The following is a 26,277-nucleotide window of genomic DNA, read 5'->3' on the forward strand; positions in this document are numbered from 1 at the left end:
GGTTCCCGCTTATAGTCCGGACTATAAGCGGGAACCGACGCTTTGTGCGTTAGCCGGTCACGGTAAGCCCGGCTCGGGCCATGCGTCTGCGGAGCATCGGAATCATGGTTCCGTCGCGCAGCTCGGAGACGGTCCAGCGCGCCACATCGGCGACGTGGTCGCGCAACGCGTCCTCACGAAGCTTCTCGGCGACGACGGCCTGTTCGACACTCTGACCGGGACGGAGATCGCGGCCGTACTTGCGCAGACCGTCGAACTCGCCGACGAGGCATCGGCCCCACAAGTAGTCGGTGAAGGCGACGCTGCCGTCGCGCAGTTCGAATCTCCATTGAAGCTCGGGGATCGGCAGACCCGCTGTGATGATCTGTGCCCGCCCCCACGATTCGCCCGCATTGGCCGACCGCGGATCGCAGTGGCGTAGCGCTGCCGCGACCACGGCGCGGCCGCGAATACGATGCCGATTCAGTTCGTCCGCGATCTCCCCGGCGCTGACGCCCGCACGGCGTGCGCTGTCGAGCACCGCGAGTGCCTGCTCGAAAGTGCCGGCTGCCGCGACGTCGACCGCCGTCCGCGCGACGGCCGAGACCGCGATGCCGTCGACCTCGACGACGGCGTCATCGGGCAGCCCACTGTGAATGTGTCGAGTCGCCATCCGGCGACCGCCACCGGACCGCGAAGTCGCGAAATGTACAGTCCGCCGATCCGGATGCAGAAGATCCAGGCCATGCACCGCGGCAGCGGACTCGTGGCTCAGCGGAATGTCGCTCTCGCGTGCCGCGGCTACGACCTTCAGCCGGTACAGTGCGTCGCGTCTGTCGTGCTGGGGCAGGCGCGCGGTGCGCACGCACACGCCGCGGTCGACCAGGGTGAGTTCCCCGCGTCGAAGGGCGAGCTTCAGATCTGTGTCAGTGAATCCGACGCGAAGCGCGCTTCGTCGACGGATGATGCCGTTCTCGTCTTCGGGCCACATGCGCGACAGTGAACCCCGCCGCGCCCGATATGTCTCCCGGAATTCCACAGGACCATCTGACGCGAGCGGCTTCAGTTCCCGCTTATTGTCCGGACAATAAGCGGGAACCGAAGCCTGACGCGGGAGTGCGAGCTAGCCGCGAGTATGGGCTAGCCGGGCCGATGAGCTAGGCCGAGCTGTTGCGCTCCTCGAGTTCCTTCTTGGCCCGGGCGCGCTCGTCGTCGGCCAGACGCAGACGCTCCAGGTAGGAGAGCTCAGTGAGGGCGTGGCGCGCGTACACCTGCTGCTCGGTGACCGCCAACTGGGTGCGGCCTCGGGTACTGAACGCGAAGAACCAGTTGACAAACGTGTTCAGCCGGTTGCGGAAACCGACCATGTACACGAGGTGGAGCGCCAGCCAGCCGAGCCACGCGAAGTAGCCTTCGGTCTCGAACTTGCGTTTGGTGCCGGGGATCGGCACCTGCATCACCGCGCTGAAACGGGAGATGGTCGCCATCGAGCCCTTGTCGAAATAGCTGAACGGTTTGCGCTGATCGGGGGTGTGCCCCTTGAGCGAGGCGCGGATCGCGTCGGCCGCGTAACGTCCGCCTTGGATGGCACCCTGTGCGACGCCGGGGACGCCGTCGACGGCCATCATGTCGCCGACGACGAACACGTTGTCGTGGCCGGGGATTGTCAGATCCGCGCCGACCTTCACTCGCCCCGCGCGGTCCAGTTCGGTGGCCGACTGCTCGGCGAGGATCTTGCCGAGCGACGACGCCTGAACGCCGGCCGACCACACCTTGCACTGGCTCTCGATGCGGCCGATCTCGCCATCCGGGTACTTCACGGTGAGGCTGTCGTTGTCGATGTCGGTGACCATCGCGCCGAGACGGACGTCGACGCCCAGCTTCTCCAGCCGCGCCTTCGCCTTGTTGCCGAGCTTCTCACCGAACGGCGGCAGGACGGCAGGCGCAGCGTCGAGCAGGATCACCTTCGCCTTGGTCGGATCGATGTTGCGGAACGCGCCCTTGAGTGTCTTATCGCTCATCTCGGCGATCTGGCCTGCCATCTCGACACCGGTCGGCCCCGCGCCGACGACGACGAACGTCAACAACATCTCCTGTTCGGCGGGGTCGTCGGAGAGTTCGGCCTGCTCGAACGCGCCGAGGATGCGGCCACGCAGTTCGAGGGCGTTGTCGATCGTCTTCATTCCGGGCGCGTACTCGGCGAAATGGTCGTTGCCGAAATACGACTGGTCGGCGCCCGCAGCGATGATCAGATCGTCGTACGGAGTGACGGTCGTGCGCTCGAGGAGCTGCGACTTGACCGTCTGCGACTCGAGATCGATCCCGAAAACCTCACCCAAGACGACGTTCGCGTTGCGCTGATCGCGCAGGATGAGGCGAGTCGCGGGAGCGATCTCGCCCTCCGCCACGATTCCGGTCGCGACCTGGTACAGCATCGGCTGGAACAGGTGGTGGGTGGTCTTGGCGATCAGGGTGACGTCGACGTCGGCCTTCTTGAGGCGCTGCGCCGCGAACAGCCCGCCGAAGCCCGAACCGATGATGACGACCCGTCGTCGCCGCATCGGATCGGTGGCAATGTTGTTGCTCATCGGTTGTCTCCAGAGTTGTCGAGAATCATTGCGTTCTGCGCTTACCGCTCAACGGTAGTACCTGCCGGTCACCCGGTCATCTCGATGGTCCCGTTTGCTCGCCGGTGCCGGCCGATGGCACGGTCGGCGGTGTGTCGGCCACGAGTGGTGGCCCACTGATCGCGTAGCAGTTCGTACTCCACGTCGTCCTCAGTCTGCTCCCCGGATAGGCGTTCGGCGGACAGCGACAGCGGAGACAGGCGCATGCCCAGCTTGCGCATCACCCGATGCGACGCGGTGTGGCCGGGGTGTGCGCTGGCGAAGATGCGTCGAGTGTCGGTCGATAAGAACGTGACGGCGATCAACGCGGCGGCGGCCTCGGTCGCGAGGCCGACACCCCAATGCTCGCGAGCGATGCGGTAGCTGAGTTCGAGTTCGTGTTCGGCGCTGTGCCGGGGCAGCCGCAGATGGACCCAGCCGACGAACTCGTCGTGACGCCTCAGCGATGCCGTCCACATGCCGGTGCCGTGTGACGCGAACTGTGCCTGCGAGCGCGGCACCACCCACTCGGCGACAGTGTCGCGTCGAGTGGGTGCGCCGCCACTGACGAACCGCATCACGTCGGGATCCGCGTCGAGAACGTACAGGCGGTCGACGTCGTCGGGCGATACGGGCCGCAGTCGCAGACGTTCGGAGTCGATGGCCACGCCCGGCAGTCTAGCGATGCGCGTGGGGGAGGTGTCGGACCCCGACGATATGGTCGACCCGTGTCGGATGAAGAGAACATGAAAGCACCGCAGACCCCGTTCGCCGTGGAGGTCGCGTTGCGCTGGGGCGATCAGGATTCGCTCGGTCACATCAACAACGTGCAGATCGCGCGAGTGGTCGAAGAGGCCCGTGTCCGCGCGATGAACGCCTGGTTCGGTCGCGGGCGAGACACATTTTGGGCGGTCCTGGCACGCCAGGAGATCGAGTTCGTGAACATCCTGCATTACGACTCCAAGCCGGCCCAGGTGCAGGTCTGGATCACGCGCATCGGGACGTCGTCGTTCGATTTCGGTTGCCGGGTGCTGGCGCCGACCGGTGAGGTCGCGGTTTTGGCCGAGACGACGCTCGCCGTCCTCGACCCGAAGGCGGGCACGACGGTGCCGTTGGCCGACGCCGCAGTCCGCGGACTCCGCGAGCACCTCGGGGAGCCGGTACCGTTCCGTCGCCGCCGATGACGACCTGAGACACGACGACCTGAGATATCACGGCCTGAGACAACGACAGACGGGGAGTGGACACGATGTTGACGGTGCACCGTGCCGAACGGGCCGACACTCTGGTGGCGGTGCTGGCCGACGTCCTCACCGCCCCGCTGGCCGATCCGATGGCGACCGAGGTGATCGCCGTTCCCGAGCGCGGCGTGGAGCGGTGGCTGGGCCAACAGTTGTCGCTGCGGTCGGGGATCGCGGCCAATATCGCGTTCGATTCGCCATCGTCGCTACTACGGCAGACGACCGCCGTCCTCGCCGACGATCCCGATGAAGCGCAGGCGTGGTACGCCGATCGGCTGCGGTGGCCCGTCCTGCGAGTGCTCGACGCGAACATCGGCGACGGGCGTCTGGCCGTGCTCGCCGCGCACCTCGGAGTCACCGGCGACGTCGAGCGCTCGGACCTACGACGCGGCAGGCGATTCTCGACTGCCGCGACCGTCGCCGGTCTGTTCGGCGCGTACGGCTGGCAGCGTCCGTCGATGATCGCCGACTGGGCCGCAGGCCGAGACACCGATGGTGCGGGCACCGAACTCGCTCCGCACCTGCAGTGGCAGCCGTGGTTCTGGCGCCTGGTTCGCGAAGAAGTGGGGCGACCGCATCCCGCGGAAGACCTGGCCGGACTCACTGCGCGCCTGCGTGAAGCCCCGGACGTCGTCGACTTCCCCGAACGACTGTCGCTTTTCGGGCCGACCCGCATCCCGCAGACCTTGCAGGCGGTGTTGGACGCCCTCGCTGTCCACCGGGACGTGTCGCTGTACCTCCCGCACCCGTCGGACGCGCTATGGCAGACGATCGCGCTACGCCAGACGGGTCAGGAACGGCCGGAGCGGAGTCGACACGTGTCGACGGTCGCGCGCGAGTCGCGCGAGGGCGCCGTCGCCGGTCACCCGCTGCTCGCCGCGCTCTCCCGAGACGTCCAGGAGATGCAGGAGACGCTGGCGCCGTCGATCGACGATGACGTGCATCACTGCGGGAGTCCACGCCCGGACACTGTGCTGGGTGCGCTGCAGGGCGGGCTCCGCGACGACCGACTAGCCCCGGCTGCGGCGGGGCCGGACGAATCAGTCCAGGTGCACGCCTGCCACGGCCCCGAGCGTCAAGTCGAAGTGCTGCGGGACAGCCTGTTGCACCTGTTCGCCGACGATCCGACGCTCGAACCGCGCGATGTGCTCGTCATGTGCCCAGACGTTGAGGCGTATGCGCCGCTCATCCGAGGCGCGTTCGGTCAGACCGGCATGCACCATCCGGCGTACGCGCTGCGCGTCCGACTCGCCGACCGCGGCCTCCGTGAATCGAATGCCGTCCTCGATGTCGTCGCACGGATCCTCGACCTCGCCGCGGGGCGAGTTCGGGCGGGCGAACTCATTGATCTCGCGTCCTCGCCGCCCGTGCGGGCACGATTCGGATTCTCCGACGCCGACCTCGACTCCCTCTCCGGCTGGATCCGCAGAGCAGGCGTCCGCTGGGGCCTCGATTCCACACAACGTGAACGGTTCGGTCTCGGCGGATTCCCGCAGGGCACCGTCGCGACGGGCCTGGACCGGATGCTGTTGGGCGTCGTCGCTGAAGAATCTGAGAACGAGTGGCTGTCCACCGCGCTGCCACTGGCGGGCATCGACTCCACCGACACCGACCTCGTGGGGCGGTTCGCTGAACTATGCGACCGCCTCGCGGCGATCGTCGGGGCTGTGGAACAACGCAGCACCATAGGGGCGTGGGCAGACCTCCTGGTCGGTGCCGTCGACGCGTTGACCGACGTGACCGACGACGGCGAATGGCAGCGCGCGCAGGCCGTCGGGATGATCGGCGATGCGCTCACCGTCGATGACGACGATGACACCGAACTCGAACTCGGCGATGTGCGCGACCTTATCGCGGGACTGGTGGCTGCCCGCCCGACGCGGTCGAACTTCTGCACCGGCGAACTCACAGTGTGCTCGATGGTGCCGATGCGATCGGTGCCGCACCGGGTGATTGTCCTGCTCGGCATGGACTCCGGCGTCTATCCCCGTCCGCGCGCCCTCGACGGCGACGATGTGCTCGCCGTGCGCCCGCTCGTCGGCGAACGAGACCGACGCGACGAGGACCGCCAGATTTTCCTGGACGCGGTGGGTGCCGCCGGAGACCATCTGCTGGTCTTCTACACGGGCGCCGACCCGTTGACCGGAACCCGGCTGCCGCCCGCCGTGGTCGTCAGCGAACTCATCGACGCCGTCGACGTCGTCATCGGCCGCGACTCTGGCGAGTCCGACGCGGAGTCGCCGGTGCTCCACCGACATACACTGCACGCGTTCGACGAGCGGAACTTCGTGGACGTCGACGGCCATGGTCCGTTCAGCTTCGACCCGACTCTCCTCTCGGGCGCCCGAGCGCTGCGCGACCTGACCAGATCGGAGCTGCCAGCTCCCATGCTGCCGCGGATCTCCGATGCGCGGCCGACGGCGCCTGCCCTCGGCGACGTCGACCTCGACGAACTCATCGCCTTCCTGTCCGCACCGGTGGAGGGCTTTGCCCGCCAACGACTCGGACTCGGCATCCCGGAGGAGGTCGACGAGTATCCAGACCAGCTCGCGGTCTCGCTCGACGGGCTCGAGAAGTGGGGGGTCGGTAACCGATACCTGCAGGCGTTACTGGACGGGCGCGACCCGGTCGCGGCACAAGGCGCCGAACTCCGCCGCGGCAGTCTGCCGCCATTCGCGTTCGGCACCAAGGTGTTCGGTCCCATCCGAGACAAGGCGCAGTCGGTGGCGACCGCGGCGCACGGCTACCGGTCGGATTCGGCCGACGCCGTCGACATCCGCGTCGAATTGCCGGGCGGCCGACGCCTCTACGGGACGGTCGGCGACGTGTTCGACGGACGCCTGGTCCCGGTCAGTTACTCGCGGCTCGGCGCCAAACATCGCCTCGCCGCGTGGATCCGAGTGTTGGCGATGACGGCATCGGGGTCGGTCGACGGCGCCGAAGCCGTGGTCGTCGGCAGCGCGGGCGGCTTCCGGCCGTCCGCCCGCGTGAGCAGACTGGTCGCGCCTCACGACGCATCTGAGATCCTCGCGGTGCTGGTCGCGATCCGTGACGCCGGTCTGACCGTGCCAATCGGGCTGACGCTGGAAGCCGCCGAGGCTGCGGCGGCCGAGTTCGACAGATCCGGCAACGAGCGGCGCGCCATGAACCGCGCGTCGTGGGCGTACCGCTCGTCGTACAGTGACCCGAATCGGTACGCCGGTCTGGTGTTCCACGGCGACCCCGGCGCGAACGTGAGCTTCGACGAATTGTGCGTGTCCCTACCGGATCCAACGGCGTTGAGCAGCGTCGATCAATGGCTGCCGGGAACGCAGTCGACCCCGATGTACGTGCGTCTGGCGTCCGCCGTGTTCGGCCCGCTGCGCCGCAACGAGGAGGACCGATGACCGCGCCGACCGCGTTCGACCTAGGGGCGCCGCTGCCCCGCGGCACCACCGTCTTGGAGGCCAGTGCAGGCACCGGCAAGACGTACGCGATCGTGTCCGTCGCCGTGCGTTACGTCGCCGAAGGCGTGCCGGTCTCCACACTCCTGATGGCGACGTTCTCGAACGCGGCGTCCGCCGAACTCCGCGATCGGATGCGGACCCGGCTCACCGAATGTCTGGCCGCCTTCGGCGACGTCCATGAGCCCGACGACCACCGGGCGGGCGAGGACGGCCTCATCTCCTGGCTGTTCGACGCTCCCGACGAGGAGGTGGCAGTCCGGCGGCGGCGTCTCGTCGCGGCACTGTCGGACTTCGACGCGGCGACTGTGGCGACGACGCACACTTTCTGCAACCGCATGTTGGCCGCGCTCGGCTTCCTCGGCGGACGCGAACAGCAGTATCCGATCGTCGAGGACGTCGACGATATCGTCGACGACGTTGCCCGCGACGCCTATCTGGCCCGATTCGCCGGACACCCCGACGAGGCTCCCGGGTTCGAGGAGTCAGTGGAGATCGCGCGGTCCGCGGTTCGGAACGCGAACGCGATCCTCGCGCCGACTCGCGACGATGAGCGGACCGACGATTCGGACCTGCGTGTGCGGATGGCCGAACACGTGCGGCGGCAGACCCGGCGACGCAAGAGGCTCGCTAGACTCCGCACCTACGACGATCTGCAGAACACTCTGTTCGAGATCGTCACAGATCCAGATATCGGCGATCTCGCATGCGCGCGCATTCGTGACCACTTCCAGGTCGTTCTTATCGACGAGTTCCAGGACACCGACCCCCAGCAGTGGGAGATCGTCCGCAGCTGCTTTCACGGGCATCGGCCGTTGGTCCTGGTCGGCGACCCCAAACAGTCGATCTACGCATTCCGCGGCGCGGAAGTGCTCAGTTATCTGAATGCTGTTGAGGCGGCCGATGACCGTCGTCTCCTGACCGTGAACCGCCGGTCCGACGAGTCGATCGTCGCAGGCCTCGGCGAACTGTTTGGCGGCGCGACGTTCGGGCACCGCGAGATCGCCTACCACCCGGTGCAGGCGCATCACGCGGGCAGCCGGATCCACGGTGCGCCCGCCGTCCGCATTCGGGCGTTCACAAAGAACCAATTCACCGACTTCACGAAAGACGGGACAGTCCCGCGCGTCGCGCAGGTTCGCGAGGAGGTGATCGCCGACGTCGCAGCAGACATCGCCGCGCTCCTCGCATCCGGTACGACGATCGACGTCGACGGGTCGACGCGGCGAGTGGAGCCCGGCGACATCGCAGTGCTGTTGCGCGCCAACCGGACGATCGAGCCGCTGCAACGGGAACTGTCCGAGCGGGACGTCGCGTCGGTTGTAACGTCGGGAACTTCGGTGTTCGCGACCGATGCGGCCCGTCACTGGTGGCATGTGCTGACCGCGATCGACCACCCGTCGCGGCAACCGCGTGTGCGGCTCGCCGCGTTGACTCCGCTTATCGGTCATACCGCCGAGAGTCTGGAAGTACAGGGTGACACCGGGATTGGGACTTTGGCCGGCCAGTTCGGTGAACTCGGCCGTGTGTTCGTCGACGGCGGGTTCGCGGCGATGGCCGCCCGACTGTTCGACGAGTTCGGCACCGCGCAGCGGATCCTCGGAGCCGCGGGTGGCGAGCGGCTGCTCACCGACGTCCAGCAGGTCGCCGACGTGTGCAACCGGCGTGTCGCCGACACCGGCTGCGGACTGTCGTCGATCGTCGACTGGCTCGGCGAGCAGATCGCGGGACGCTCCCAGTGGTCAGGGCGCGGCGACGCCACTCGACGTCTGGACCGTGACACCGCGGCGGTTCAGATCATGACGGTCCACGCGAGCAAGGGGCTGGAGTTCCCGATCGTCTACGTGCCGTTCGGCTGGGATGGCGCGACCCGCGTCAACCCTGCGACGTTCGTCTACCACGAAGACGACGACGAGCGGTATCTCGACGTGGCGGGCAAACAGGCGCGCGGGTACGCGCGGCGCGACGGCCGAGCACGGTCGGAGAGCGCGGGCGAAGACCTGCGTCTGCTCTACGTCGCGGCGACTCGGGCTCGATCACAAGTCGTGTTCTGGTGGGCGCCGAGCACGACGACGCCGCGCGGCGCGTTGCACCGTCTGCTGTTCACCGTCGGAGAACGTCAGGTCGCCGCGCGTGACGGCGGGAACTCGCCGATCCCGGACACCGTGCCGATTCCGGCCGAAGACATCGACTGCGTCGGAGTTCTTCGGCAGGTCGCAGCGGCGGACCAGTCGATCGTCGTCGAACCGGCAGGCAAGCACGGGGGAGTGCGGGCACCGCGCGCCGCCGCCGGACCTGCGCCCGAACTCTCGGCCGCCCGGTTCACCCGACGGATCGACGAAGCGTGGCGTCGCACTTCGTATTCGGCCATCGTGGCAGCGGCGCACGCGGCGGCTCATCCGGCGGCCGGACCCGGCGTGATCGACACCGGCAGCGAACCGGACGTCGACGAGCGATCCGACGAACCTGCAGACGAACCGGATCCGACGGTAGGCGGGACAGAACCCGTCCTCGGCACCCCATCCCCGATGAACGGGCTCCCATTCGGTGCCGGGTTCGGCACACTCGTGCACGAGGTCCTCGAACACGTCGATACCTCTGCGTCAGACATCGACACGCACGTGCGCGAACTGACGGTCGCCGGCGCCGCCCGACGTGGTGTCGAGATCGACGTCGATGTACTGGCTGCGGCACTCGTGGGCGTGCTCACCACTCCGCTCGGCTTCGGGGACCTGTGGAGCATCGGTCCTCGAGACCGTCTCGCCGAGATGGACTTCGAACTGCCGCTGTCGTCGGTCGACGGCGGTTTCGGTCTCGACGAGGTCGGCGACCTGCTGGCGCGGCATCTGCCCGCCGACGATCCGCTGGCGCCGTACGCGGACCTCGTTCGTACGGTCTCCGGTGACCGCTTCCGCGGTTTCCTCACCGGCAGCATCGACTCGGTCTTGCGGACGCCTGCCGGGCAGTTCGTGGTGGTCGACTATAAGACGAATCGTCTGCGACCGGGCGAGCTCGCCGTCGAAGACTTCGGTCGCGACGCGACCGCGCAGGAGATGATGAGCGCCCACTACCCGCTGCAAGCGCTTCTGTACTCGGTGGCACTGCACCGCTATCTGACGAGCCGATTACCCGGGTATCGTCCGGCCGAGCATCTGGGACCGGTCCAATACCACTTCGTGCGAGGGATGGCCGGGCCGTCGACGCCACCCGGATGCGGTGTGTTCGAGTGGACGATGTCGCCGGGTCTCGTCGTCGCCATGAGTGGGCTCTTGGCCGGAGAGAAGGGGGAACAGGCATGATTGTCGCCTCCGAGGATGGGGTCCTCGCACCGTTCAACGAGGCGGGCGTGCTGGCCGCGTCCGACATCCATGTGGCACGCCGGGTGGCCGCGCTGTCCGGTGCGACCGTACCCGACGACGTGCTGCTCGCGACGGCGTTGGCAGTCCGAGCGGTGCGGACCGGGTCGACGTGTGTCCAGCTCGATCAGATCGCCGAGACCATCGCCGACCGCGGCGACGACGTGGCGCGTGCACTGCCGTGGCCGCCGGTGGACCGGATGGTTCGCGCGCTCGCCACATCAGAGTTGGTGACGGGCACCCCGTCCGGGCCGTTGCAGCCCCTCGCGCTCGCGGAGTCGGCGGACGGGCCACTCCTCTATCTACGCAAGTACTTTCGGCAGGAGCAGAGCGTCCGACGGATTCTGGACGCGCGGGCGGCCAGTCGACCGGAAGTGGATGCGGCAGCGGTCGGCGGTGCGATCGAAGCCTCGTTCGGGGCAGCCGAAGACTCCCGCTACGACCGGCAGCGGGCGGCAGCAGCGCTCGCCGCGACGAGCTGGACGACGGTGCTCGCGGGCGGACCGGGCACCGGCAAGACATACACCGTCGCCCGGATACTAGCGATGATGGAGGCGCTGCTCGGTGCGGACGTGCGGATCGGACTCTGCGCGCCGACCGGGCGGGCCGCCGCTCAGTTGCAGACGGTGATCGGCGAGTACAGCCAGACACACCGCAAGCTGCACAGCGATCCGAAGGCGGTCACGGTCCACCGGCTTCTCGGTTCGCGTCCCGACGGCACGTTCGTGCGCGGGTCGGGTAATCGGCTTCCGTTCGACGTTGTCGTCGTGGACGAGACGTCGATGCTGCCGGTGACCATGATGTGCCGACTGCTCGAGTCATTGCGCAGCGATACGCGACTGATCTTGGTGGGGGACCCACACCAGCTCGTGTCGGTCGAGGCGGGTGCGGTCCTGGCCGATCTCGTCGACCGAGGTGTCGAGATGACCGACGCCACCGAACTGCCGGCAGTGTTCCGGGAGGCCGCGTCGATCGATGACGCGGACTTCACCGACTCCGAGTGCGCGGGACTCGCGCACGGCGTGATCACGTTGCGACGTGGCCACCGGTTCGGCAACCGGATCGGCGATGTCGCGGAGGCCGTCAACGCGGGCGACGCCGACCGGGTGTTGGAGTTGGTCGCACGATATGTCCGGGCAGACGATGTCGGTGACGCGACGGTTACGCTCGTCGACCCGGCTGACGTCGGCGGGGTGCGCTCGAGCGTCGTCGGTTGGGCGCGTGATCTGCGGGAGGCCGCGAAGACTGGGGACGCGGCCGCCGCGGTCGCCGCGTTGCGGTCGCATCGTGTGCTGTGCGCGCACCGTGACGGCCGGTTCGGGGTGGCCGGTTGGTCCCGTCGAATCCTGGGATGGACGACCGAGGAACTCGGCGGGGCATCGTCGAACGGTGACTGGTATGCGGGGGAGCCGCTCCTGGTGACCGCGAACGACCGTGCGCAAGGCGTGTACAACGGTGACTCCGGAGTAGTGATCGCTGACGGCGATTCGCTCGCCGCGGTGTTCGAGCGGGGCGACGAGGTGAAGAAGCTTCACCCGAGCCAGTTGGGTGATGTGGTTCCGGTGTATGCGATGACGATTCACCGTAGCCAGGGAAGCCAGTTCTCGGAGGTCACCGTCGTCTTGCCGCCTGCGGACGCGGAGCTGTTGACGCGGGAGTTGCTCTACACCGCGATCACTCGTGCTCGTGACCGGGTCCGGATCGTCGGAACACCTGAGGCGCTGCGTGCCGCCGTCGGTCGCCGGGTCGCCCGCGCCAGCGGCCTCCGCACCCAGCTCCATGAGGTCGGTAGTTAACCGTTTCCGCTGATGGAAGGATCGCTACGCTTCCGGCGCCAACGCTGCCCCACCGGGCACGAGGTCGCGGCGCGTGTACGCCTCCCATCCGAGGAACTGCCGTTGCGGTTCGGCGGGTACGGACGAGAAGTTGCGCATCGACGCGCTGCGTTTCATCTCCGTCTCGTGCGAGTAGATCGCCCGTATCTTGGCGCCCAGCTGGGATTGGACGTCGAGGACGAGGTCGATGTCGCCGTCCGGGGTGCCGATGATCGGCAGATGCCGTTCGTCGGGCAGGTAGGGGCGTAGGAGGTTGACGACGGTGACGGGAATCGTCGCGAAGTACAACGACTTCACCTGCCACGGTTCGCCGTTCTCGGGTCGGTAGTGCACGAGCGGAGCAGCGTCGGCTGCCGCGCACACGAGCCTATTGATGTGGATGTGGTCGGGATGCCCGTAGATGCCGAAGGCGTCGTAGGTGACGAGTACATGGGGGCGCAGCCGTCTGATCTGCGCGACGAGGAGCCCGACCTGTTCGTCGAACGGGACGTCGAGCACCGACCGCGCATTGGGTGCCGACTCGGGAACCATGCTGTCGGCATATCCGAGGGTGATCGGCGGGCGTGGCAGACCGAGTTCGCGTGCCGCATTGAGCAGTTCGAGGTGCCGGTGGGTTCCTGGAGCCCAGGTGGCGGTGATCAGGTCGGCGTCGCCGCCGCGCGCGATGTGTGTCGCGATCGCTCCACCGGTCCACAGTGATTCGTCGTCGGGGTGAGCGTGGACGAACACTGCGCGGGCTATGTCGGGCACGGCGTCCATGGTACGCGCAGGTCGAAGGTAAACTCGTTTGAGCCGATCGGCGGTACTGGTCCCATGTCGGGCCGAGAGAGGAGAACAGCGTTGTCGTCACAGGTACACGAGTTTCAGGCGGAGGCACGCCAACTGCTCGACCTGATGGTCCATTCGATCTATTCGAACAAAGACAGCTTCTTGCGGGAGCTGGTCTCGAACGCGTCGGACGCGCTCGACAAACTGCGGATCGAGGGGTTGACGAACAAAGACCTCGATGCCGATATCTCCGACCTCTACATCCGTTTGACCCCGGACGTGCAGGCGCGCACATTGACGATCTGCGACAACGGCATCGGCATGTCGCGCGACGAGGTGATCGACCTTATCGGCACGGTCGCCAAGTCGGGGACGGCGGAACTGCGCCGTACGCTCGCCGAAGCCGATAAGGCTGCGTCGGAGGAGCTCATCGGCCAGTTCGGTGTCGGCTTCTACTCGACATTCATGGTCGCCGACGAGGTCACCCTGGTGACGCGCAAAGCAGGCGAGAGCGTCGGCACCCGCTGGTCGTCGACGGGCGACGGCACGTACACGATCGACGACGTCGACGGCGCTCCGCAGGGGACGAGTATCACCCTCGCGTTGAGCCCGGTTGACGAGGAGGACGCGGTCAACGACTACACCGACCGCTTCGTGCTGCGGGGCCTGGTGAAGAAGTACTCGGACTTCATCGCATGGCCGATCCGCATGCTCGGTGAGACGCCTGAGCCTGCCGAACCCGTCGAGGGCGAGGATGCGCCGGAACCGGTCGAGGCCGTCGACGAGACGTTGAACTCGCAGAAGGCTTTGTGGTCCAAGAGCAAGAGCGAGGTCAGCGACGAGGAGTACGCCGACTTCTACCGGCACGTCTCGCATGCGTGGGATGAACCGCTCGAGACGATCTCCCTGCATGCCGAAGGTACGTTCGAATACCAGGCGTTGCTGTTCATTCCGACGCAGGCACCGTTCGACCTGTTCATGCGCGAACGCTCCAGTGGCATCCACTTGTACGTCAAACGCGTGTTCATCATGGACGACGCCGACGAACTGATGCCCGAATACCTGCGCTGGGTGCAGGGTGTGGTGGACGCTGCGGACTTGTCGTTGAACGTGTCCCGGGAGATCCTGCAGCAGGATCGGCAGATCCGTGCCATTCGTCGTCGTCTCGTCAAAAAGGTCATCTCGACTGTCCAGGAGATCGCCGACACGCGGCCGGACGACTACAAGACGTTCTGGGAGAATTTCGGCCGCGCCTTCAAGGAAGGTCTGGTCAACGACGCCGACAACGCGCAGGCAATCCTCAAGGCGTCGATGTTCGCGTCGACACGATCGGAGACCGAGCAGACTCGGCTTGCCGATTACGTGACCCGGATGGCCGACGGCCAGGACGTCATCTATTACATGACCGGCGAGTCGCGTACCCAGATCGAGTCGAGCCCCCACCTGGAGGCGTTCCGCGCCAAAGGCATCGAGGTGCTGCTCCTGTCGGATCCGGTCGACGAGGTGTGGGTCGGCGCGGTCGGCGAGTTCGACGGCACGAAACTGGTGTCGGTCGCGAAGGGCGTCGTCGATCTGGACGGCGACGACGCGGACAAGATCGACGACGCCCAGAACGAAGAGTTCAAGCCGCTCCTCGACTGGTTGGGTGAGTCCCTCGCCGACGACGTGTCATCGGTGCGCCTCACGTCCCGTCTCACCGATTCGGCTGCCTGCCTCGTCGGCGACGAGTTCTCGATGACGCCGCAATTGGAGAAGCTCTACCGTGCGTCAGGGCAGCCGGTGCCGCACAGTAAGCGAATTCTGGAGCTCAACCCGAATCACGCTTTGGTGGCGCGACTGCGCGAGAAGGCTGCCGCCACGGAGGATCGTGCGGGCCTCGATGCGGCGGCGTCGCTCGTCTATGCGTCGGCGGTGCTTGCCGAGGGCGGCGAACTGCAGGATCCGGCGTCGGTTGCCAAGCTGATCGCCGATCAACTCACCGAGTCGTTGGGCTGACACCGTGGGATTGCTGACACCGCTCGCCGTCAAGATCGGTTCCATCTCGTGGATGCCGAGGCTATTGCCGACCATCGTGAAAGTGGACGGACTGATCCAGAAGGCGAGCGGTGGGCGTCGCGATCTGTTGTGGATCGCGGGGCTCCCGAGCGTGACGATGACCGTGGTCGGGCGCAAGAGCGGTGCCCCGCGAACCACCACGCTGCTGGCGGCTCCGGAGGGCGATGGCTGGCTGATCGCCGGCTCTTACTTCGGCGGTCCGAAAGCCCCCGCCTGGGTGTACAACGTGCGGGGCGCGGGCTCGGTCACGATCGATGGCCGCGAGTTCGCTGCCGTCGAGCTCAGTGGCGACGCCCGCGCCGACGCGTGGCAGACGCTGCGGTCGGTGTGGCCGAATTTCGATCTGTACGAGCAGCGCACCGCCCGCGTCATCCCGGTCTTCCGGCTCTCCCCCGAACCGTTGGTCGAGCAAACTGGCGACGCCGCTCGTTGAGCAGGAGCTCTATTCGCCCTTAAACTGCGGCGGACGCTTCTCGAACACCGACGTGATGGCTTCGGTGAGGTCATTGCTCGGCAGGAAGGCAGCGTTCCATGCCGCGACGTAGCGGAGGCTGTCGTCGATCGCGGCGCTGCGTGAGTGGTCAAGCACGTCCATGACGCCGTGGACGACGAGCGGCGGGTTGGCGGCGATATCGGCGGCGATCTGCCGAGCCGCGGCGAGGACCGCGTCCTTGTCGTCGTAGACGTCGTTGACCAAGCCGATCTTCTCTGCACGCGCGGCGTCGATGTCCTTACCGGTCAGGGCGAGTTCGCGCAGGTGACCGTCGCCGATAATTCGCGGCAGGCGGGCCAGCGAGCCCATGTCGGCGACGATCGCTACGCGGACCTCGCGGACACTGAACTTGGCGTCGGCACTCGCGACTCGGATGTCGGCAGCGGTGATCAAGTCGACGCCGCCGCCGATGCACCAGCCGGAGATCGCGGCGACGACAGGCTTACGACAGTCGGCGACGGCGTTGATGCCGTTCTGCATGCGCTTGATCATGTTGTGAAAGTCGGTGCGGGGACCGGCTTTTGCGTCGGCTGCCAGGACGGGCCCGAAGTCGCCGCTCATCGCGGGGAGGTCCAGCCCGAATGAGAAGTGCTTGCCCGATCCGGAGATGACGACCGATCGCACCTCCGGGTCCGCGTCGATGCCGTTGAACAGCGGGACGAGTTCCGCCCAGAAGTCCGGACCCATCGCGTTGCCTTTGTTGGGTCCGATCAACGTCACCTCGGCGACGTGGTCGGCTACCTCTACGTCGAAGGCCTGGTACTGGTCGCTGTCGCGGTAGTCGGTTGTGCTCATGTCGCTCCTCATTCGTCACATGTTACTAGCTAGTAGGTGTGCAGATTCGTCGGCTCGGCTCGACCGCTTAGTCGCGTGAGAGGCGGGGGAGCAGGCGTTCGGTGTCGGCATCGGTCCACGCCGCAGGTTCGAGGATCTTTGCCCATGCCTTCGGGATCGCGGCGAGATAGTTGTGGCCGTGGCCGTCGGGCACATCGACCGAGACGGCCATGTCGGCGGCTACTTGTAGGAACGTGACGAAAGGAATCCACCGGGTGGCGGCCAGGACGTCGGGGCCGCGCCGCTCGTCGAGCCAGTCCGGTTCGGACAGGATCAAGTCCGGTGACCACCACGAGATCGGGTCAGACGCGTGTTGGAGGTAGACGATCCGCGGGCTCGCCCACGGTCGGCCGGCAGGCTCGTCGAGGTCCGATGCGTCGGAGATGAAACGAACCTGCCCGCCGTCGTCGACCACCGGAAGGTACTCGGGCGAGCCGTCGTCGCGACTGTTTGTGGTGTCCCGCCACAACGTGTTGCTGAACGTGGGGCCGGTCAGAAGAACGCCGTCGGTGCGAGCAGCCATCGTCGGAATGGAACCGAACGGGGCCTCGCCTGCGAACGATCCGAGACTCTCACCGAACACGACGACCTTGGGCCGCTCGGCCTCGGGACGCTCGCGCACCACCTTGTCGACCGCCTCAAATAGTGCGCGTCCGGCTTCTCGTGCGCGTTCCTGATCGACGAGGAATGACAACCAACTCGGCAGCGTCGAATACTGCATCGAGACCATCGCGGTGTCGCCGTTATACATGTACTCGAGTGAGTCCGGATTGGCTCGGTTGATCCACCCGGTTCCGGTCGTGGCCGCAATGCCGATAACCTTCCGGTCGAGCCCGCCCGCGCGCACTAGTTCCCGGGCGGCGAGGTCGGCCGCTGCGGTGATGTCCGGCGCCGACTCGATACCCGAGTACACCCGGATCGGCTCCTCGGCGGGGGAGTCGTTGAAGTCGCTGATCTCCTCGACGGACGGACCCGTCGAGACGAACGCGCGCCCCATCCTGCCCAGACTCTCCCACGTCACCAGCGACTCAGGACTCCCCGATCTCAGCGGTGATGTCGGCGGCGCGGAATCGGGGGTCGACTCCTCGTTCGCCGCGGCGAACGTCGAATTGAGCAGTTGCATGGCGTTCCTAGCGACCACGTCGTTGACGAACACCATGGTGAGAACCAACACCACGGTGACGGACACGGTCGCCGAGATCCGCGGCGGGACATGCCTGCTCAAGCGGCGCGTCAGCATACGGACCAATGTGCCCCACGCCTGACCGATGGCGAGGAGGAGCGCGAATGCCACCAGCGCAATCACCAAGATCTGCGGATAGGCACCCCATGACAAACGGGCCACGCCCATCAGATCCCGCAGTTCGTCCTGCCATCGGGCGTACCAGTAGAGCATCACGGCGGTCCCGGCAGCGGCGATCACGCCGAGCGCGATCCACGCGCCACGGTGCGGGCGCGGCCACGGTTCGGTACGCGAGACGAGGTAACGCGACAGCCAGGTGAGGAATGCACCGATCATGTATCCGACGGCGGCGGCACCGGCACTCACGACACCTTGGAACAGTGGCCCGCGCGGCAGGAGGGACGGGGTGGTCGACAGCCACAGGAACACGGTTGCAACGACCGCGCCGCTGAACGAGAATCGCGCCCGGTAGACCGCAGCCCACCGTGCGACTCGGGACTGCTCGGCGGGCTCCGCCGCGACTGCATCCGCGTCGCCCGGACCGGGGCCGTCCGCTACCGCCTCGGTGTCAACGGACACGTCGCCTCCTGTGTAGGTATACCGATGACGCTAGTCATACGCTCCGGGGCTCACACGCTACGGGCCGCAGGTACAGAACGGGCACTTCCGGACAGAATCAGTGTGCGACCATGGGGCCGTGAGCAATTCGAACGATCCGATCGCCGCGTCCGACGTCCGCATCGGGATCCCCGTCGCTGACCTGCAGGCGTCGACGCGGGCCTACCGGATCCTGCTCGGCGCGCCGGTGTCCGATGGTGAATGGGCGGCGGCCAACGGAACTGTCGTCCTGCTCGACTCGGATGCGGATCTGTCGATCGACTTCGTCGTCGACGACGAGGCCCGGGCGCGCGCGGAACTCGAACGACGAGGTCTGAAGCCCGCCGCAGATGTGCCGATCGGGGTCACCGAAGTGACTCGGCCGCGACCGGAGCATCCGGTGCTCGACCACATCGTATTGACGCACAGCGATGAGGACGCCGCGATCGCGTTGTACGCGGGCCGCTTCGGAATGCGCCTGCGGCGTGTCCGGACGCTCGGCGACGATCTAGCGCAATTGTTCTTCCGTACGTCGACGGTGGTAGTCGAGGTCGTCGCGGGGCCTGTGATGGCCGAGCGTGAGCGATTCGGCGGCATCGCCTGGCTGACCGACGACATCGACGCCGAGCAGGAACGTCTCGTCGAAGCAGGCCTCGACACCAGCGAGGTGCGGGCCGGCCGCAAACCGGGGACCCGTGTTTGCACGGTGCGCGAGCGTGCTCTGGGAACGCCGACACTGCTCATCGAGCAGTCGCCGAGGCCCGACGGTCCGTCATGACCGCGATGTTTCCGCTCGGGTCGGTGCTATTGCCGAACGCGGATCCGAGGTAGGCGGTGGCGACACCAGGTCCAGTGTGGGCACGCTCGCACGCGTGGACAACTGGTCACAGACCGGTCCCGGCCGATACTCGCTGCTCTGTGTCGGAGTCCACCGGATCGTCGTCGACGAATGGCTGCCCGACGGTCTGTACCCGAACGCGCGGACCCGATCGCTCGCCGACACCCCCGGCGAGGCCCCGGATTGGACTGCGTTGATGGAGGGGCGAGCACTCCTGCAACTGCTCTGCGGACAAGGCGGCCGTCGCGATCGTGACCTGCGGCAGACCGCATCGTGGCTCGCTGAACCCGTAGACTACTCCGGCTCCGACGCGACCGAGGCGAGTTTTCGAGCGACTTCGGACCTGCCGCTCGGGGCCGCTGATCGGCAACGCGCGCTCATCGCGACCGACGCCGCATCACGCGTCGACGTCCTCATCTCGGCTGTCGACGATTTGATCGCCGCACTCCGATTCCGGTTCCAGGCCTGAACACCGGCTGTTCGCTATTCTCGGCGACATGAGCAATATCGAGAGCCAGCCCCAAGAGATCAGTTGTTCGGGAACGGCATCGGTCGGGGTCGAGGTGGTGACCCCGCGGGAGGTGCCGCTCGGCGGTATCCGTGCGATGCTCGTCCGACGCACGTTGCCCACACGCGATCGTTCGATGGTTGGCGCCTGGTGCTTCGCCGACCACTACGGACCCGAATCGGTGTCGTCCAGCGGCGGGATGCGAGTGCTGCCGCATCCGCACACCGGCCTGCAAACCGTCAGTTGGCTGTTCGAGGGCGAGATCGAGCACCGCGACAGCGCAGGCATCAACGCGATGGTCCGCCCAGGCGAGTTGAATCTAATGTCCGCAGGACACGGCATCAGCCACTCCGAGGTGTCCACCCAGTCCACCGACATCCTCCACGGCTTGCAGTTGTGGCTCGCGCTGCCCGACGACCTACGCGACGAACCACACGGTTTCCAGCATCACGTGCCCGCCGCCGCTACGTTGACGGCCGTTGACGGCACGACCGCGGGGAGTATGCGGGTGTTCATCGGGGACCTCGGCGGCTCGACGTCTCCGGTCGTCACCGCGACACCTCTCCTCGGCGCCGAGATCGTGCTGGAGCCTCGTACGCGGATAGATCTGACGGTGAATCCGACGTTCGAGCACGGCGCAATCTTGGATACCGAACGGCTCATCGTCGCGGGCGTCGAGATCGACCGGGGCAGCCTCGGCTACGTCGGGCCCGGATCATCGACGTTGATGCTGGAGAATCCGACGGATGCCCCGGCTCGTCTGGTTCTGCTCGGCGGGACTCCGTTCGGCGAGGACGTCGTCATGTGGTGGAACTTCGTCGGGCGCGACCACGACGAGATCGCCGCCTACCGTGCGGAATGGGAGGACGCCGCGCAGCGTTTCGGATCAGTAGACGGCTGGGGGCCCGATGACCGGATTCCCGCACCGCCGCTCCCCACCAGCAGGCTCAAGCCGAGAAGGAGACCACGAAGTCATGAGTGACACCACCGAGCAGGTCGAAGTCGTCCGAAACGACGAAGCCGGACGATACGAGATCACCGTCGACGGGACGGTCGCGGGCTTCACCGAGTTCGTCGACCGTGCCGGACAACGCATCTTTCCGCACACCGAACTCGACGACCAGTTCTCTGGGCGCGGCCTGAGTTCGACACTGGTACGCGAAGCACTCGCCGACACGCGCGGAGCGGGGCAGCGCGTGGTCGCCGTATGCCCGCTCGTCGCGCACTATGTGGATAAGCACGCCGACGAGGTCGGCGACATAGTCGACAAGGCGACTCCGGAGATCCTTGAGTTCCTGAAGTCCCGGTAACTCGCTGGCACAACTCTCACGTATGCGGCGGGGAACGGCCGGACGAGGTGGCGTGAGGCCGTATACGTGAGAGTTGTGCCGAGGGTCAGCGCGGGCGCACGTTGTATTCGCTCATGATCGACACCCGATTGAATGCGTTCATGGTGATCGACGCCCATGTCACCGCCGAGATCTGTGCTGCGTCCAGAATATCCGCGGCACGCTCGTAGGCGCAGTTCGCGGCATCGAGCGCCGGGAGTTCGGTGACGGCCTCCGCCAGCTCTAGCGCGGCTTTCGTCTGGTCGTCGTAGAGGTACGGTGCTTCACGCCACGCGGGTAGAACAGCGATCTGCTGTTCGGTGACTCCGGCCTTGATCGCGTCCTCATGGTGAAGGCTGAGGCAGAACGCACAGCCGTTTATTTGCGAACAACGCAGGTTGACCAGTTCGATGACCTGTCGATCGAGTCCGGCTGCGGACGCCGCTGCAGCGACCGCGACGGAGGTGGTTACGAACTGTTTGTAGATTTCCGGGTTCTGTTTGTCGAGCTTCACGCGGCGAGTCGGCATGTAGTCAGGGTAATTGTGTTGAACCGGTCGCACGAACCGTGTGAGATCGGTCGTATGGCAGTGCAACCGCAGCATCTTGGTACGTTAACCCGCAAACCGGACCGCGGAGGGGACCGGAGTTTGCTCGACGGTGTGCTCGACGAAGCACTCGTGGGGACCTTGTCGACGGTGGTCGACGGCTGGCCGTGGTCGGTGCCGACCTTGTTCGCGCGCATCGGCGACGACGTGATCGTGCACGGATCGACCGGGGCAGGCCTGCTCCGCCATGCCGCCGCTGGCGCCCGAGTCACCCTGACCGCGTACGTCCTGGACGCGATCGTGGTGTCGGACACCCTGTTCAATCATTCGGCGAACTACCGTGCCGTGGTGGTTAGGGGCGTACTCAAGCCGGTGTCCGATAGCGCAGCGGCCCTCGCCGCCCTCACTGACCGCATCGTCCCGGGACGCACGTTGGAGACACCGCCGATCACGGCAAAGGAGTTGGCGGCCACATTGACCCTCCGGCTGCCGATCGAGGACGGTCAGTGGACCGCGAAGGCCCGCAGCGGGGGAGCGGGTGTCGACAGTGATCGATGGACCGGTGTCGTCCCTGTCCGCACCGCTTACGGAGACCCGATCACCGACACCGGCGACGAGATCCCTGATTCCGTGCGCAGGCTCGTCTCGGGTGGATAGACCCCGCCCTTCCATATAAGTGATCGCGTTGCACAACAGTCGTGGTGCGAGTGTTGTGCAACGCGATTCTCGTCAGCGGTCGCCCGCAGCAGCGGGATCTCGACCGGAGGCCAACTCAGTCTTCGACGGACTTGTTGACGTCCGACGACTCGCCGAGGTTGGCGAGCATGGAGGCGACGTCGATGCCGGTGGTCGAACGGATCACTTCGAGGGTGCTCGCGACGCCGGTGCCTGCGCTCTGCGTCAGTGGGCTGACGGAGTCGCCGACCAGCGTGATGTTGGAGTCGGCCAGCGGCTGCGATGCGGCGCTGACGATCTCGGGCAGCTTGTTCAGGACGAGTTCGAGCTGACCGACCTTGTCGAGTTTGCCGAGCGCGTCGGCGCGCTTCTCCAGGGCCTCCGCTTCCGCTTCACCGGTGATGCGGATGCGGTCGGCATTGGCTTCGGCTTCCGCGGTGATCTCGGCCTTACGTGCTGCGGCGCGCTGTTGAGCGGCATACAGTTCGGCTTCGGCTGGGCGACGGACCTCAGCGTCGAGCTGAGTGTCACGCAGACGTGCGCTCTGCTCGGCGACGTCGTTGTCCTTCTCGACCTGGATGCGGCGACGCTCGGCTTCGACGAGCGGACGCACGGCGTCGGCTTCCGCTGCGGCACGGTCAGTCGCCTGACGGGCAGCCTCACGCTCGATATCGAGTTCGCGCTGCTGTTCGATGATTGCCTGCTCGTTGGCGATGCGGCTCTGCTCGGCCACTCGGTGCGCCTCGGCCCGGGACTGTGCAGCGATCGCGGCCTGGTCGGAGCGCTCCTTGGCAGCGAGGTCGCTGAAGTATTGGCCGTCCGAGTCCTGAACGTCGTTGATGGAGAAGCTGTCCAGGAGTAGCCCCTGGTTGCCGAGGATCTCTTTGATCGACTGTGCGACCTGGTCGACGAGTTGCTGACGGTCGACGAGGATGCTCTTGGCGGTCATTGTGCCGACGATCGACCGGAGTTCACCGGAGAGCTGTTCGGTCACGAGTGTCTTCACCCGGTTGAGGTCGTCGCCGAAACGCGGACCGGCCTTCAGTATGTCTTCCGGTGTGTCACCGACCTTGACGACGGCAACGCCGCGAACCTTCAATTCGATGCCGTCGTTGGCGGGCGTCGACGTGTCGAGATCGGCCTTGATCGAGGACAGCTGGACACGCGTCGCGCGCTGTACGACGGGCAGAACGAACGTGCCGGTGCCGCGGTACACCTTGCCCTGGTGACCCTTGCCGGTACCGGTGACGATGAACGCTTCCTCGGCACCGGGCACGCGGTAGCGCGACAACAGTAGGAGTACAACGAGCACGAGTAGGACGGCGACGACTGCTACGGCCGTGATTATCGCGGTCATAGGTGTTCATTCCCTTCTGGGTGGGTGGCCTCGCCGAACGTTATCGACGAGACGTGGAAACTCTCGCGCCCATCGATTTTCTCGACGATGACCGCGTGGTCGTTGTGGGCGAGCGACTCATCGGAGGTGACCGTGATCTGGCGTGCGCCCAGCGGGGTGGTGACCTCGGCGGTACCGTAGCGGCCCGGCGCGACTGCTTCGACGATGCGGACCGCGGACCCGACGAGGTCGTAGGAGGGTAGTTCCTCCTCGGACCCGACGAGGTAGCCGAGGAGTGCGAACGCCACCAAGCCCAGCGCGATGCCGACGACTGCACCGGCGAGCAGCGCTATCGGCGTGCTCGTCACCTCGAAGACGATGAGTCCTCCGGACAGCAGACCGAAGCCGGTCAGGAACGGGGTTGCAACGGACAACAACCCTGCGCCGGAGTCGCCGAGATGGATGTCGAACGAACCGAACTCGAAGCCGATCAGTGAGAGGAGAGTCAGCAACAAGCCGACGAGGCCTATTGCGAGAAGGACGATTCCGAGCACTGGCACCCCGTTTCTGCGGTCTTTGACGTGATCCCAGTCTGACACAGGGAGTGAACGAGGCCATTCGGGCGCACTCGCGCTGACGCTGGACGCGTGTCGAACGATTTCCGGACAGTTCAACACCACCTAACGTGCCATTGACAACTGGCACGATTGGTGGTGGCATTCGACTATGGATGAAACGCGGATCGCGCAGCGAGTCCCCACGACAGCGTCCACGCGGTCGCGGGTGGCCGCGGTCGCCACCAGATACGGCCTCGGAACCTTCACCGGGTATCTCGGCACGGACGCCGCCGGGGTGCGCCTGTCCCGACGGACGATCGCCCTGCTCATGGGAGTGTTCGGGTCGATGCCCTCGGGCACGACTGTCGAGAAGGTCGACGAGCGAACCCGGCGCGACGGGCCGGTGCGCGGCGAGTGGGTACACGGACCCGGAGTCGATCGCACCTCAAGCCGCGTCATCTACTTTCTGCACGGCAGCGCGTACATGATGTGCTCACCGGCGACGCACCGGAGCTTCGCCGCACGGCTGTCGCAGGTCACCGGGCTGCCGGTGTTCGTGCTCGACTACCGGCTCGCGCCTGAGCATCGCTTCCCGGCGGCGGCCGACGACGTCGACACCGGGTGGGACTGGTTGATCGGCCGTGGCTACGACCCGTCGGACATCGTCGTCGCCGGTGACTCGGCAGGCGGGCACCTCGCGGCGGTGTTCACCCTGAACCGTGCTGCCGCGCGGCAGACGCTGCCGGCAGGCGTCGTCCTGTTCTCGCCGGTCGTCGACCTCACCTTCGGGCTCGCCGCGCAACGTGAGCGCGTCCGCCGTGATCCGATGATCACTGCGGCGAACGCGCGCCGTCTCGTCGAGCTGTACACGGTCGGCGCCGACATGCGCGATCGCCGTCTGACTCTCGACTACACGAGTGCGGCGCAGTGTCCGCCGGTGCTCGTACAGGCAGGCGGCGTGGAGATGTTGCAGGACGACGCACAGCACTTCGCCACCCGCTTCGGCGCTGCTGGCGGCGACGTCACAGCCGAGATATGGCCTGGACAGATGCACGTGTTCCAAGCCTTGCCCCGATTGGGGTCCGAGCCAGACGCCGCGCTCCTCCGGGTGCGCGACTTCATCGCCGACGCACTGGCTTCGCATCGGAACGTTCAAGGAGCGACATCATGACCGCCATCGACTCTCTGCTGGTCGGCCTCGTTCGGCACCGGCGAAGCCACGGAGCGAACGCCGTGGTGACCGGCGCGGGCAGCGGTATCGGACGAGCCTTCGCCGTCGAACTCGCCGCTCGGGGCGGTCACGTCGTCTGCGCGGACATCGACCCGGACCGTGCGGGCGAGACCGTCGATCTGATCACGGCTGCCGGCGGCCGTGCCCTCGCGCAGCTCTGCGATGTGTCGGTGCACGACGACGTCGTCAAACTCGCCGATGTCGCACAACGTGACTTCGGTGGCCCGCCGACCCTCGTGATCAACAATGCGGGCGTCGGAATCGGGGGCCTGCCGGTCGGTGAGATCGGTATGGACGACTGGAATTGGGCGCTCGGCATCAATCTGTGGGGAGTGGTTCACGGGTGTGAGACATTCGCTCCGCTGGTCCGCAGCGCCGGCCGCGGCGGGATCATCAACGTCGCATCGGCCGCGGCATTCGCGGCCGCCCCGGCGATGGGGCCGTACAACGTCGGCAAGGCGGGCGTCATGTCGGTCTCGGAGACACTGTCCGCGGAGATGAGTGGCACCGGAGTCGCCGTCACCGTGCTGTGCCCGACGTTCGTCAAGACCAACGTCGCCCGCGACGGTCGGATCACCGAGAACGGCCGCGGACTCGCGGACTGGCTCATGGAGAAGACCGGACACTCCCCGTCGAGCATCGCCGCAGCCACGCTCGACGCCAACGATCTTGGCAGGCTCTACGTCGTACCGCAGGTGGACGCCACTGTGATCTGGCACCTCAAACGACACTTCCCGGCGCCCTACACCTGGGGTGCGGGGCTGTTGAACCGGCTGCTGCCCGACGAACAGCACGCCGACGTTCTAGATCGCGCAGACACTGACCACGCAAACCAGCACTGACCTGATCAGACGCACCGAAGGAGAC

At 66.6% G+C, this 26,277-nt stretch carries 22 protein-coding genes; 13 read left to right on the forward strand and 9 right to left on the reverse strand.

Annotated elements, in window-relative coordinates:
• Positions 1–49: 49 nt before the first annotated feature.
• The 3 genes from MP11Mi_RS15380 to MP11Mi_RS15390 form a co-directional block, all read right to left on the reverse strand.
• Entirely contained in the window at positions 50–970 is a 921-nt protein-coding gene (locus tag MP11Mi_RS15380) for a hypothetical protein (RefSeq protein ID WP_420039749.1), read from the reverse strand.
• Positions 971–1,136: 166 nt separating this feature from the next.
• Entirely contained in the window at positions 1,137–2,567 is a 1,431-nt protein-coding gene (locus tag MP11Mi_RS15385) for an NAD(P)/FAD-dependent oxidoreductase (protein ID WP_420039750.1), read from the reverse strand.
• Between the two features lie 68 nt (positions 2,568–2,635).
• Positions 2,636–3,253 carry a GNAT family N-acetyltransferase gene (locus MP11Mi_RS15390; RefSeq protein ID WP_420039751.1) on the reverse strand — a complete coding sequence of 206 codons (618 nt, stop codon included), beginning with the start codon at positions 3,251–3,253 and terminating at the stop codon, positions 2,636–2,638.
• Positions 3,254–3,313: 60 nt separating this feature from the next.
• Between MP11Mi_RS15390 and MP11Mi_RS15395 the strand changes: the two genes are divergently transcribed.
• The 4 genes from MP11Mi_RS15395 to recD all read left to right on the forward strand — a co-directional run bounded on the left by MP11Mi_RS15395 (position 3,314) and on the right by recD (position 12,421).
• The gene (locus tag MP11Mi_RS15395; RefSeq protein ID WP_420039752.1) at positions 3,314–3,769 is read left to right on the forward strand and encodes an acyl-CoA thioesterase; all 456 of its coding nucleotides are present in this window, start codon (positions 3,314–3,316) and stop codon (positions 3,767–3,769) included.
• 65 nt (positions 3,770–3,834) lie between these two features.
• Positions 3,835–7,212 (forward strand): exodeoxyribonuclease V subunit gamma, encoded by a 3,378-nt coding sequence (gene recC / locus MP11Mi_RS15400; protein ID WP_420039753.1) that lies wholly within the window; start codon positions 3,835–3,837, stop codon positions 7,210–7,212.
• Positions 7,209–10,568 carry a UvrD-helicase domain-containing protein gene (locus MP11Mi_RS15405; RefSeq protein ID WP_420039754.1) on the forward strand — a complete coding sequence of 1,120 codons (3,360 nt, stop codon included), beginning with the start codon at positions 7,209–7,211 and terminating at the stop codon, positions 10,566–10,568. The genes recC and MP11Mi_RS15405 overlap by 4 nt, the downstream gene beginning before the upstream one ends.
• Entirely contained in the window at positions 10,565–12,421 is a 1,857-nt protein-coding gene (gene recD / locus MP11Mi_RS15410; RefSeq protein ID WP_420039755.1) for an exodeoxyribonuclease V subunit alpha, read from the forward strand. The genes MP11Mi_RS15405 and recD overlap by 4 nt, the downstream gene beginning before the upstream one ends.
• A gap of 24 nt (positions 12,422–12,445) precedes the next feature.
• On the opposite strand, the gene MP11Mi_RS15415 is transcribed toward recD, so the two are convergent.
• Complete coding sequence (locus MP11Mi_RS15415; protein ID WP_420039756.1) at positions 12,446–13,210, reverse strand: PIG-L family deacetylase; 765 nt, start codon at positions 13,208–13,210, stop codon at positions 12,446–12,448.
• A 63-nt stretch (positions 13,211–13,273) separates the two neighbouring features.
• Here MP11Mi_RS15415 and htpG point away from each other — a divergent pair, with 63 nt between their 5' ends.
• Positions 13,274–15,223: a molecular chaperone HtpG gene (gene htpG, locus MP11Mi_RS15420; protein WP_420039757.1), complete on the forward strand. Its 1,950-nt coding sequence runs from the start codon at positions 13,274–13,276 to the stop codon at positions 15,221–15,223.
• Between the two features lie 4 nt (positions 15,224–15,227).
• On the forward strand, positions 15,228–15,716 hold the full coding sequence (locus MP11Mi_RS15425; RefSeq protein ID WP_420039758.1) for a nitroreductase family deazaflavin-dependent oxidoreductase: 489 nt from the start codon (positions 15,228–15,230) through the stop codon (positions 15,714–15,716).
• Between the two features lie 9 nt (positions 15,717–15,725).
• Here the strand turns inward: MP11Mi_RS15425 and MP11Mi_RS15430 are convergent, their stop codons facing one another.
• Positions 15,726–16,571: a crotonase/enoyl-CoA hydratase family protein gene (locus MP11Mi_RS15430; RefSeq protein WP_420039759.1), complete on the reverse strand. Its 846-nt coding sequence runs from the start codon at positions 16,569–16,571 to the stop codon at positions 15,726–15,728.
• Between the two features lie 67 nt (positions 16,572–16,638).
• A complete protein-coding gene (locus tag MP11Mi_RS15435; RefSeq protein WP_420039760.1) occupies positions 16,639–18,372 on the reverse strand; it encodes an alpha/beta hydrolase in 1,734 nt (577 codons plus the stop codon).
• 118 nt (positions 18,373–18,490) lie between these two features.
• On the opposite strand from MP11Mi_RS15435, the gene MP11Mi_RS15440 reads away from it, so the two are divergent.
• From MP11Mi_RS15440 to MP11Mi_RS15455, 4 genes are all read left to right on the forward strand, one after another.
• Positions 18,491–19,168, forward strand: a complete 678-nt coding sequence (locus tag MP11Mi_RS15440) for a VOC family protein (RefSeq protein ID WP_420039761.1) — start codon at positions 18,491–18,493, stop codon at positions 19,166–19,168.
• A gap of 94 nt (positions 19,169–19,262) precedes the next feature.
• A complete protein-coding gene (locus MP11Mi_RS15445) occupies positions 19,263–19,697 on the forward strand; it encodes a hypothetical protein (RefSeq protein WP_420039762.1) in 435 nt (144 codons plus the stop codon).
• 28 nt (positions 19,698–19,725) lie between these two features.
• Positions 19,726–20,718: a pirin family protein gene (locus MP11Mi_RS15450; RefSeq protein WP_420039763.1), complete on the forward strand. Its 993-nt coding sequence runs from the start codon at positions 19,726–19,728 to the stop codon at positions 20,716–20,718.
• Positions 20,711–21,046, forward strand: a complete 336-nt coding sequence (locus MP11Mi_RS15455; RefSeq protein WP_420039764.1) for a GNAT family N-acetyltransferase — start codon at positions 20,711–20,713, stop codon at positions 21,044–21,046. Before MP11Mi_RS15450 ends, MP11Mi_RS15455 begins: the two co-directional genes overlap by 8 nt.
• Before the next feature lie 85 nt (positions 21,047–21,131).
• Here MP11Mi_RS15455 and MP11Mi_RS15460 read toward each other — a convergent pair whose 3' ends face one another.
• Complete coding sequence (locus MP11Mi_RS15460; protein WP_420039765.1) at positions 21,132–21,593, reverse strand: carboxymuconolactone decarboxylase family protein; 462 nt, start codon at positions 21,591–21,593, stop codon at positions 21,132–21,134.
• Positions 21,594–21,647: 54 nt separating this feature from the next.
• Here MP11Mi_RS15460 and MP11Mi_RS15465 point away from each other — a divergent pair, with 54 nt between their 5' ends.
• On the forward strand, positions 21,648–22,268 hold the full coding sequence (locus MP11Mi_RS15465) for a pyridoxamine 5'-phosphate oxidase family protein (protein WP_420039766.1): 621 nt from the start codon (positions 21,648–21,650) through the stop codon (positions 22,266–22,268).
• A gap of 115 nt (positions 22,269–22,383) precedes the next feature.
• Here the strand turns inward: MP11Mi_RS15465 and MP11Mi_RS15470 are convergent, their stop codons facing one another.
• The gene (locus MP11Mi_RS15470) at positions 22,384–23,643 is read right to left on the reverse strand and encodes a flotillin family protein (RefSeq protein ID WP_420039767.1); all 1,260 of its coding nucleotides are present in this window, start codon (positions 23,641–23,643) and stop codon (positions 22,384–22,386) included.
• Complete coding sequence (locus tag MP11Mi_RS15475) at positions 23,640–24,176, reverse strand: hypothetical protein (protein WP_420039768.1); 537 nt, start codon at positions 24,174–24,176, stop codon at positions 23,640–23,642. The genes MP11Mi_RS15470 and MP11Mi_RS15475 overlap by 4 nt, the downstream gene beginning before the upstream one ends.
• Before the next feature lie 172 nt (positions 24,177–24,348).
• Between MP11Mi_RS15475 and MP11Mi_RS15480 the strand changes: the two genes are divergently transcribed.
• Positions 24,349–25,350, forward strand: coding sequence for an alpha/beta hydrolase (locus MP11Mi_RS15480; RefSeq protein WP_420039769.1), 1,002 nt, complete (start codon positions 24,349–24,351; stop codon positions 25,348–25,350).
• Positions 25,347–26,252 carry an SDR family NAD(P)-dependent oxidoreductase gene (locus tag MP11Mi_RS15485; protein ID WP_420039770.1) on the forward strand — a complete coding sequence of 302 codons (906 nt, stop codon included), beginning with the start codon at positions 25,347–25,349 and terminating at the stop codon, positions 26,250–26,252. Before MP11Mi_RS15480 ends, MP11Mi_RS15485 begins: the two co-directional genes overlap by 4 nt.
• Positions 26,253–26,277 lie beyond the last annotated feature (25 nt).

Origin of the sequence: Gordonia abscondita, assembly GCF_032711245.1 — a bacterium.
Classification (GTDB): domain Bacteria; phylum Actinomycetota; class Actinomycetes; order Mycobacteriales; family Mycobacteriaceae; genus Gordonia.

Coding starts and splice junctions, on each gene's coding strand:
- MP11Mi_RS15380 (WP_420039749.1), bottom strand. CDS start 970: ATGTGGCCCGAAGACGAGAACGGCATCATCCGTCGACGAAGCGCGCTT.
- MP11Mi_RS15385 (WP_420039750.1), bottom strand. CDS start 2,567: ATGAGCAACAACATTGCCACCGATCCGATGCGGCGACGACGGGTCGTC.
- recC (WP_420039753.1), top strand. CDS start 3,835: ATGTTGACGGTGCACCGTGCCGAACGGGCCGACACTCTGGTGGCGGTG.
- MP11Mi_RS15405 (WP_420039754.1), top strand. CDS start 7,209: ATGACCGCGCCGACCGCGTTCGACCTAGGGGCGCCGCTGCCCCGCGGC.
- recD (WP_420039755.1), top strand. CDS start 10,565: ATGATTGTCGCCTCCGAGGATGGGGTCCTCGCACCGTTCAACGAGGCG.
- htpG (WP_420039757.1), top strand. CDS start 13,274: ATGTCGGGCCGAGAGAGGAGAACAGCGTTGTCGTCACAGGTACACGAG.
- MP11Mi_RS15430 (WP_420039759.1), bottom strand. CDS start 16,571: ATGAGCACAACCGACTACCGCGACAGCGACCAGTACCAGGCCTTCGAC.
- MP11Mi_RS15450 (WP_420039763.1), top strand. CDS start 19,726: ATGAGCAATATCGAGAGCCAGCCCCAAGAGATCAGTTGTTCGGGAACG.
- MP11Mi_RS15455 (WP_420039764.1), top strand. CDS start 20,711: ATGAGTGACACCACCGAGCAGGTCGAAGTCGTCCGAAACGACGAAGCC.
- MP11Mi_RS15460 (WP_420039765.1), bottom strand. CDS start 21,593: ATGCCGACTCGCCGCGTGAAGCTCGACAAACAGAACCCGGAAATCTAC.
- MP11Mi_RS15465 (WP_420039766.1), top strand. CDS start 21,648: ATGGCAGTGCAACCGCAGCATCTTGGTACGTTAACCCGCAAACCGGAC.
- MP11Mi_RS15470 (WP_420039767.1), bottom strand. CDS start 23,643: ATGACCGCGATAATCACGGCCGTAGCAGTCGTCGCCGTCCTACTCGTG.
- MP11Mi_RS15480 (WP_420039769.1), top strand. CDS start 24,349: ATGGATGAAACGCGGATCGCGCAGCGAGTCCCCACGACAGCGTCCACG.
- MP11Mi_RS15485 (WP_420039770.1), top strand. CDS start 25,347: ATGACCGCCATCGACTCTCTGCTGGTCGGCCTCGTTCGGCACCGGCGA.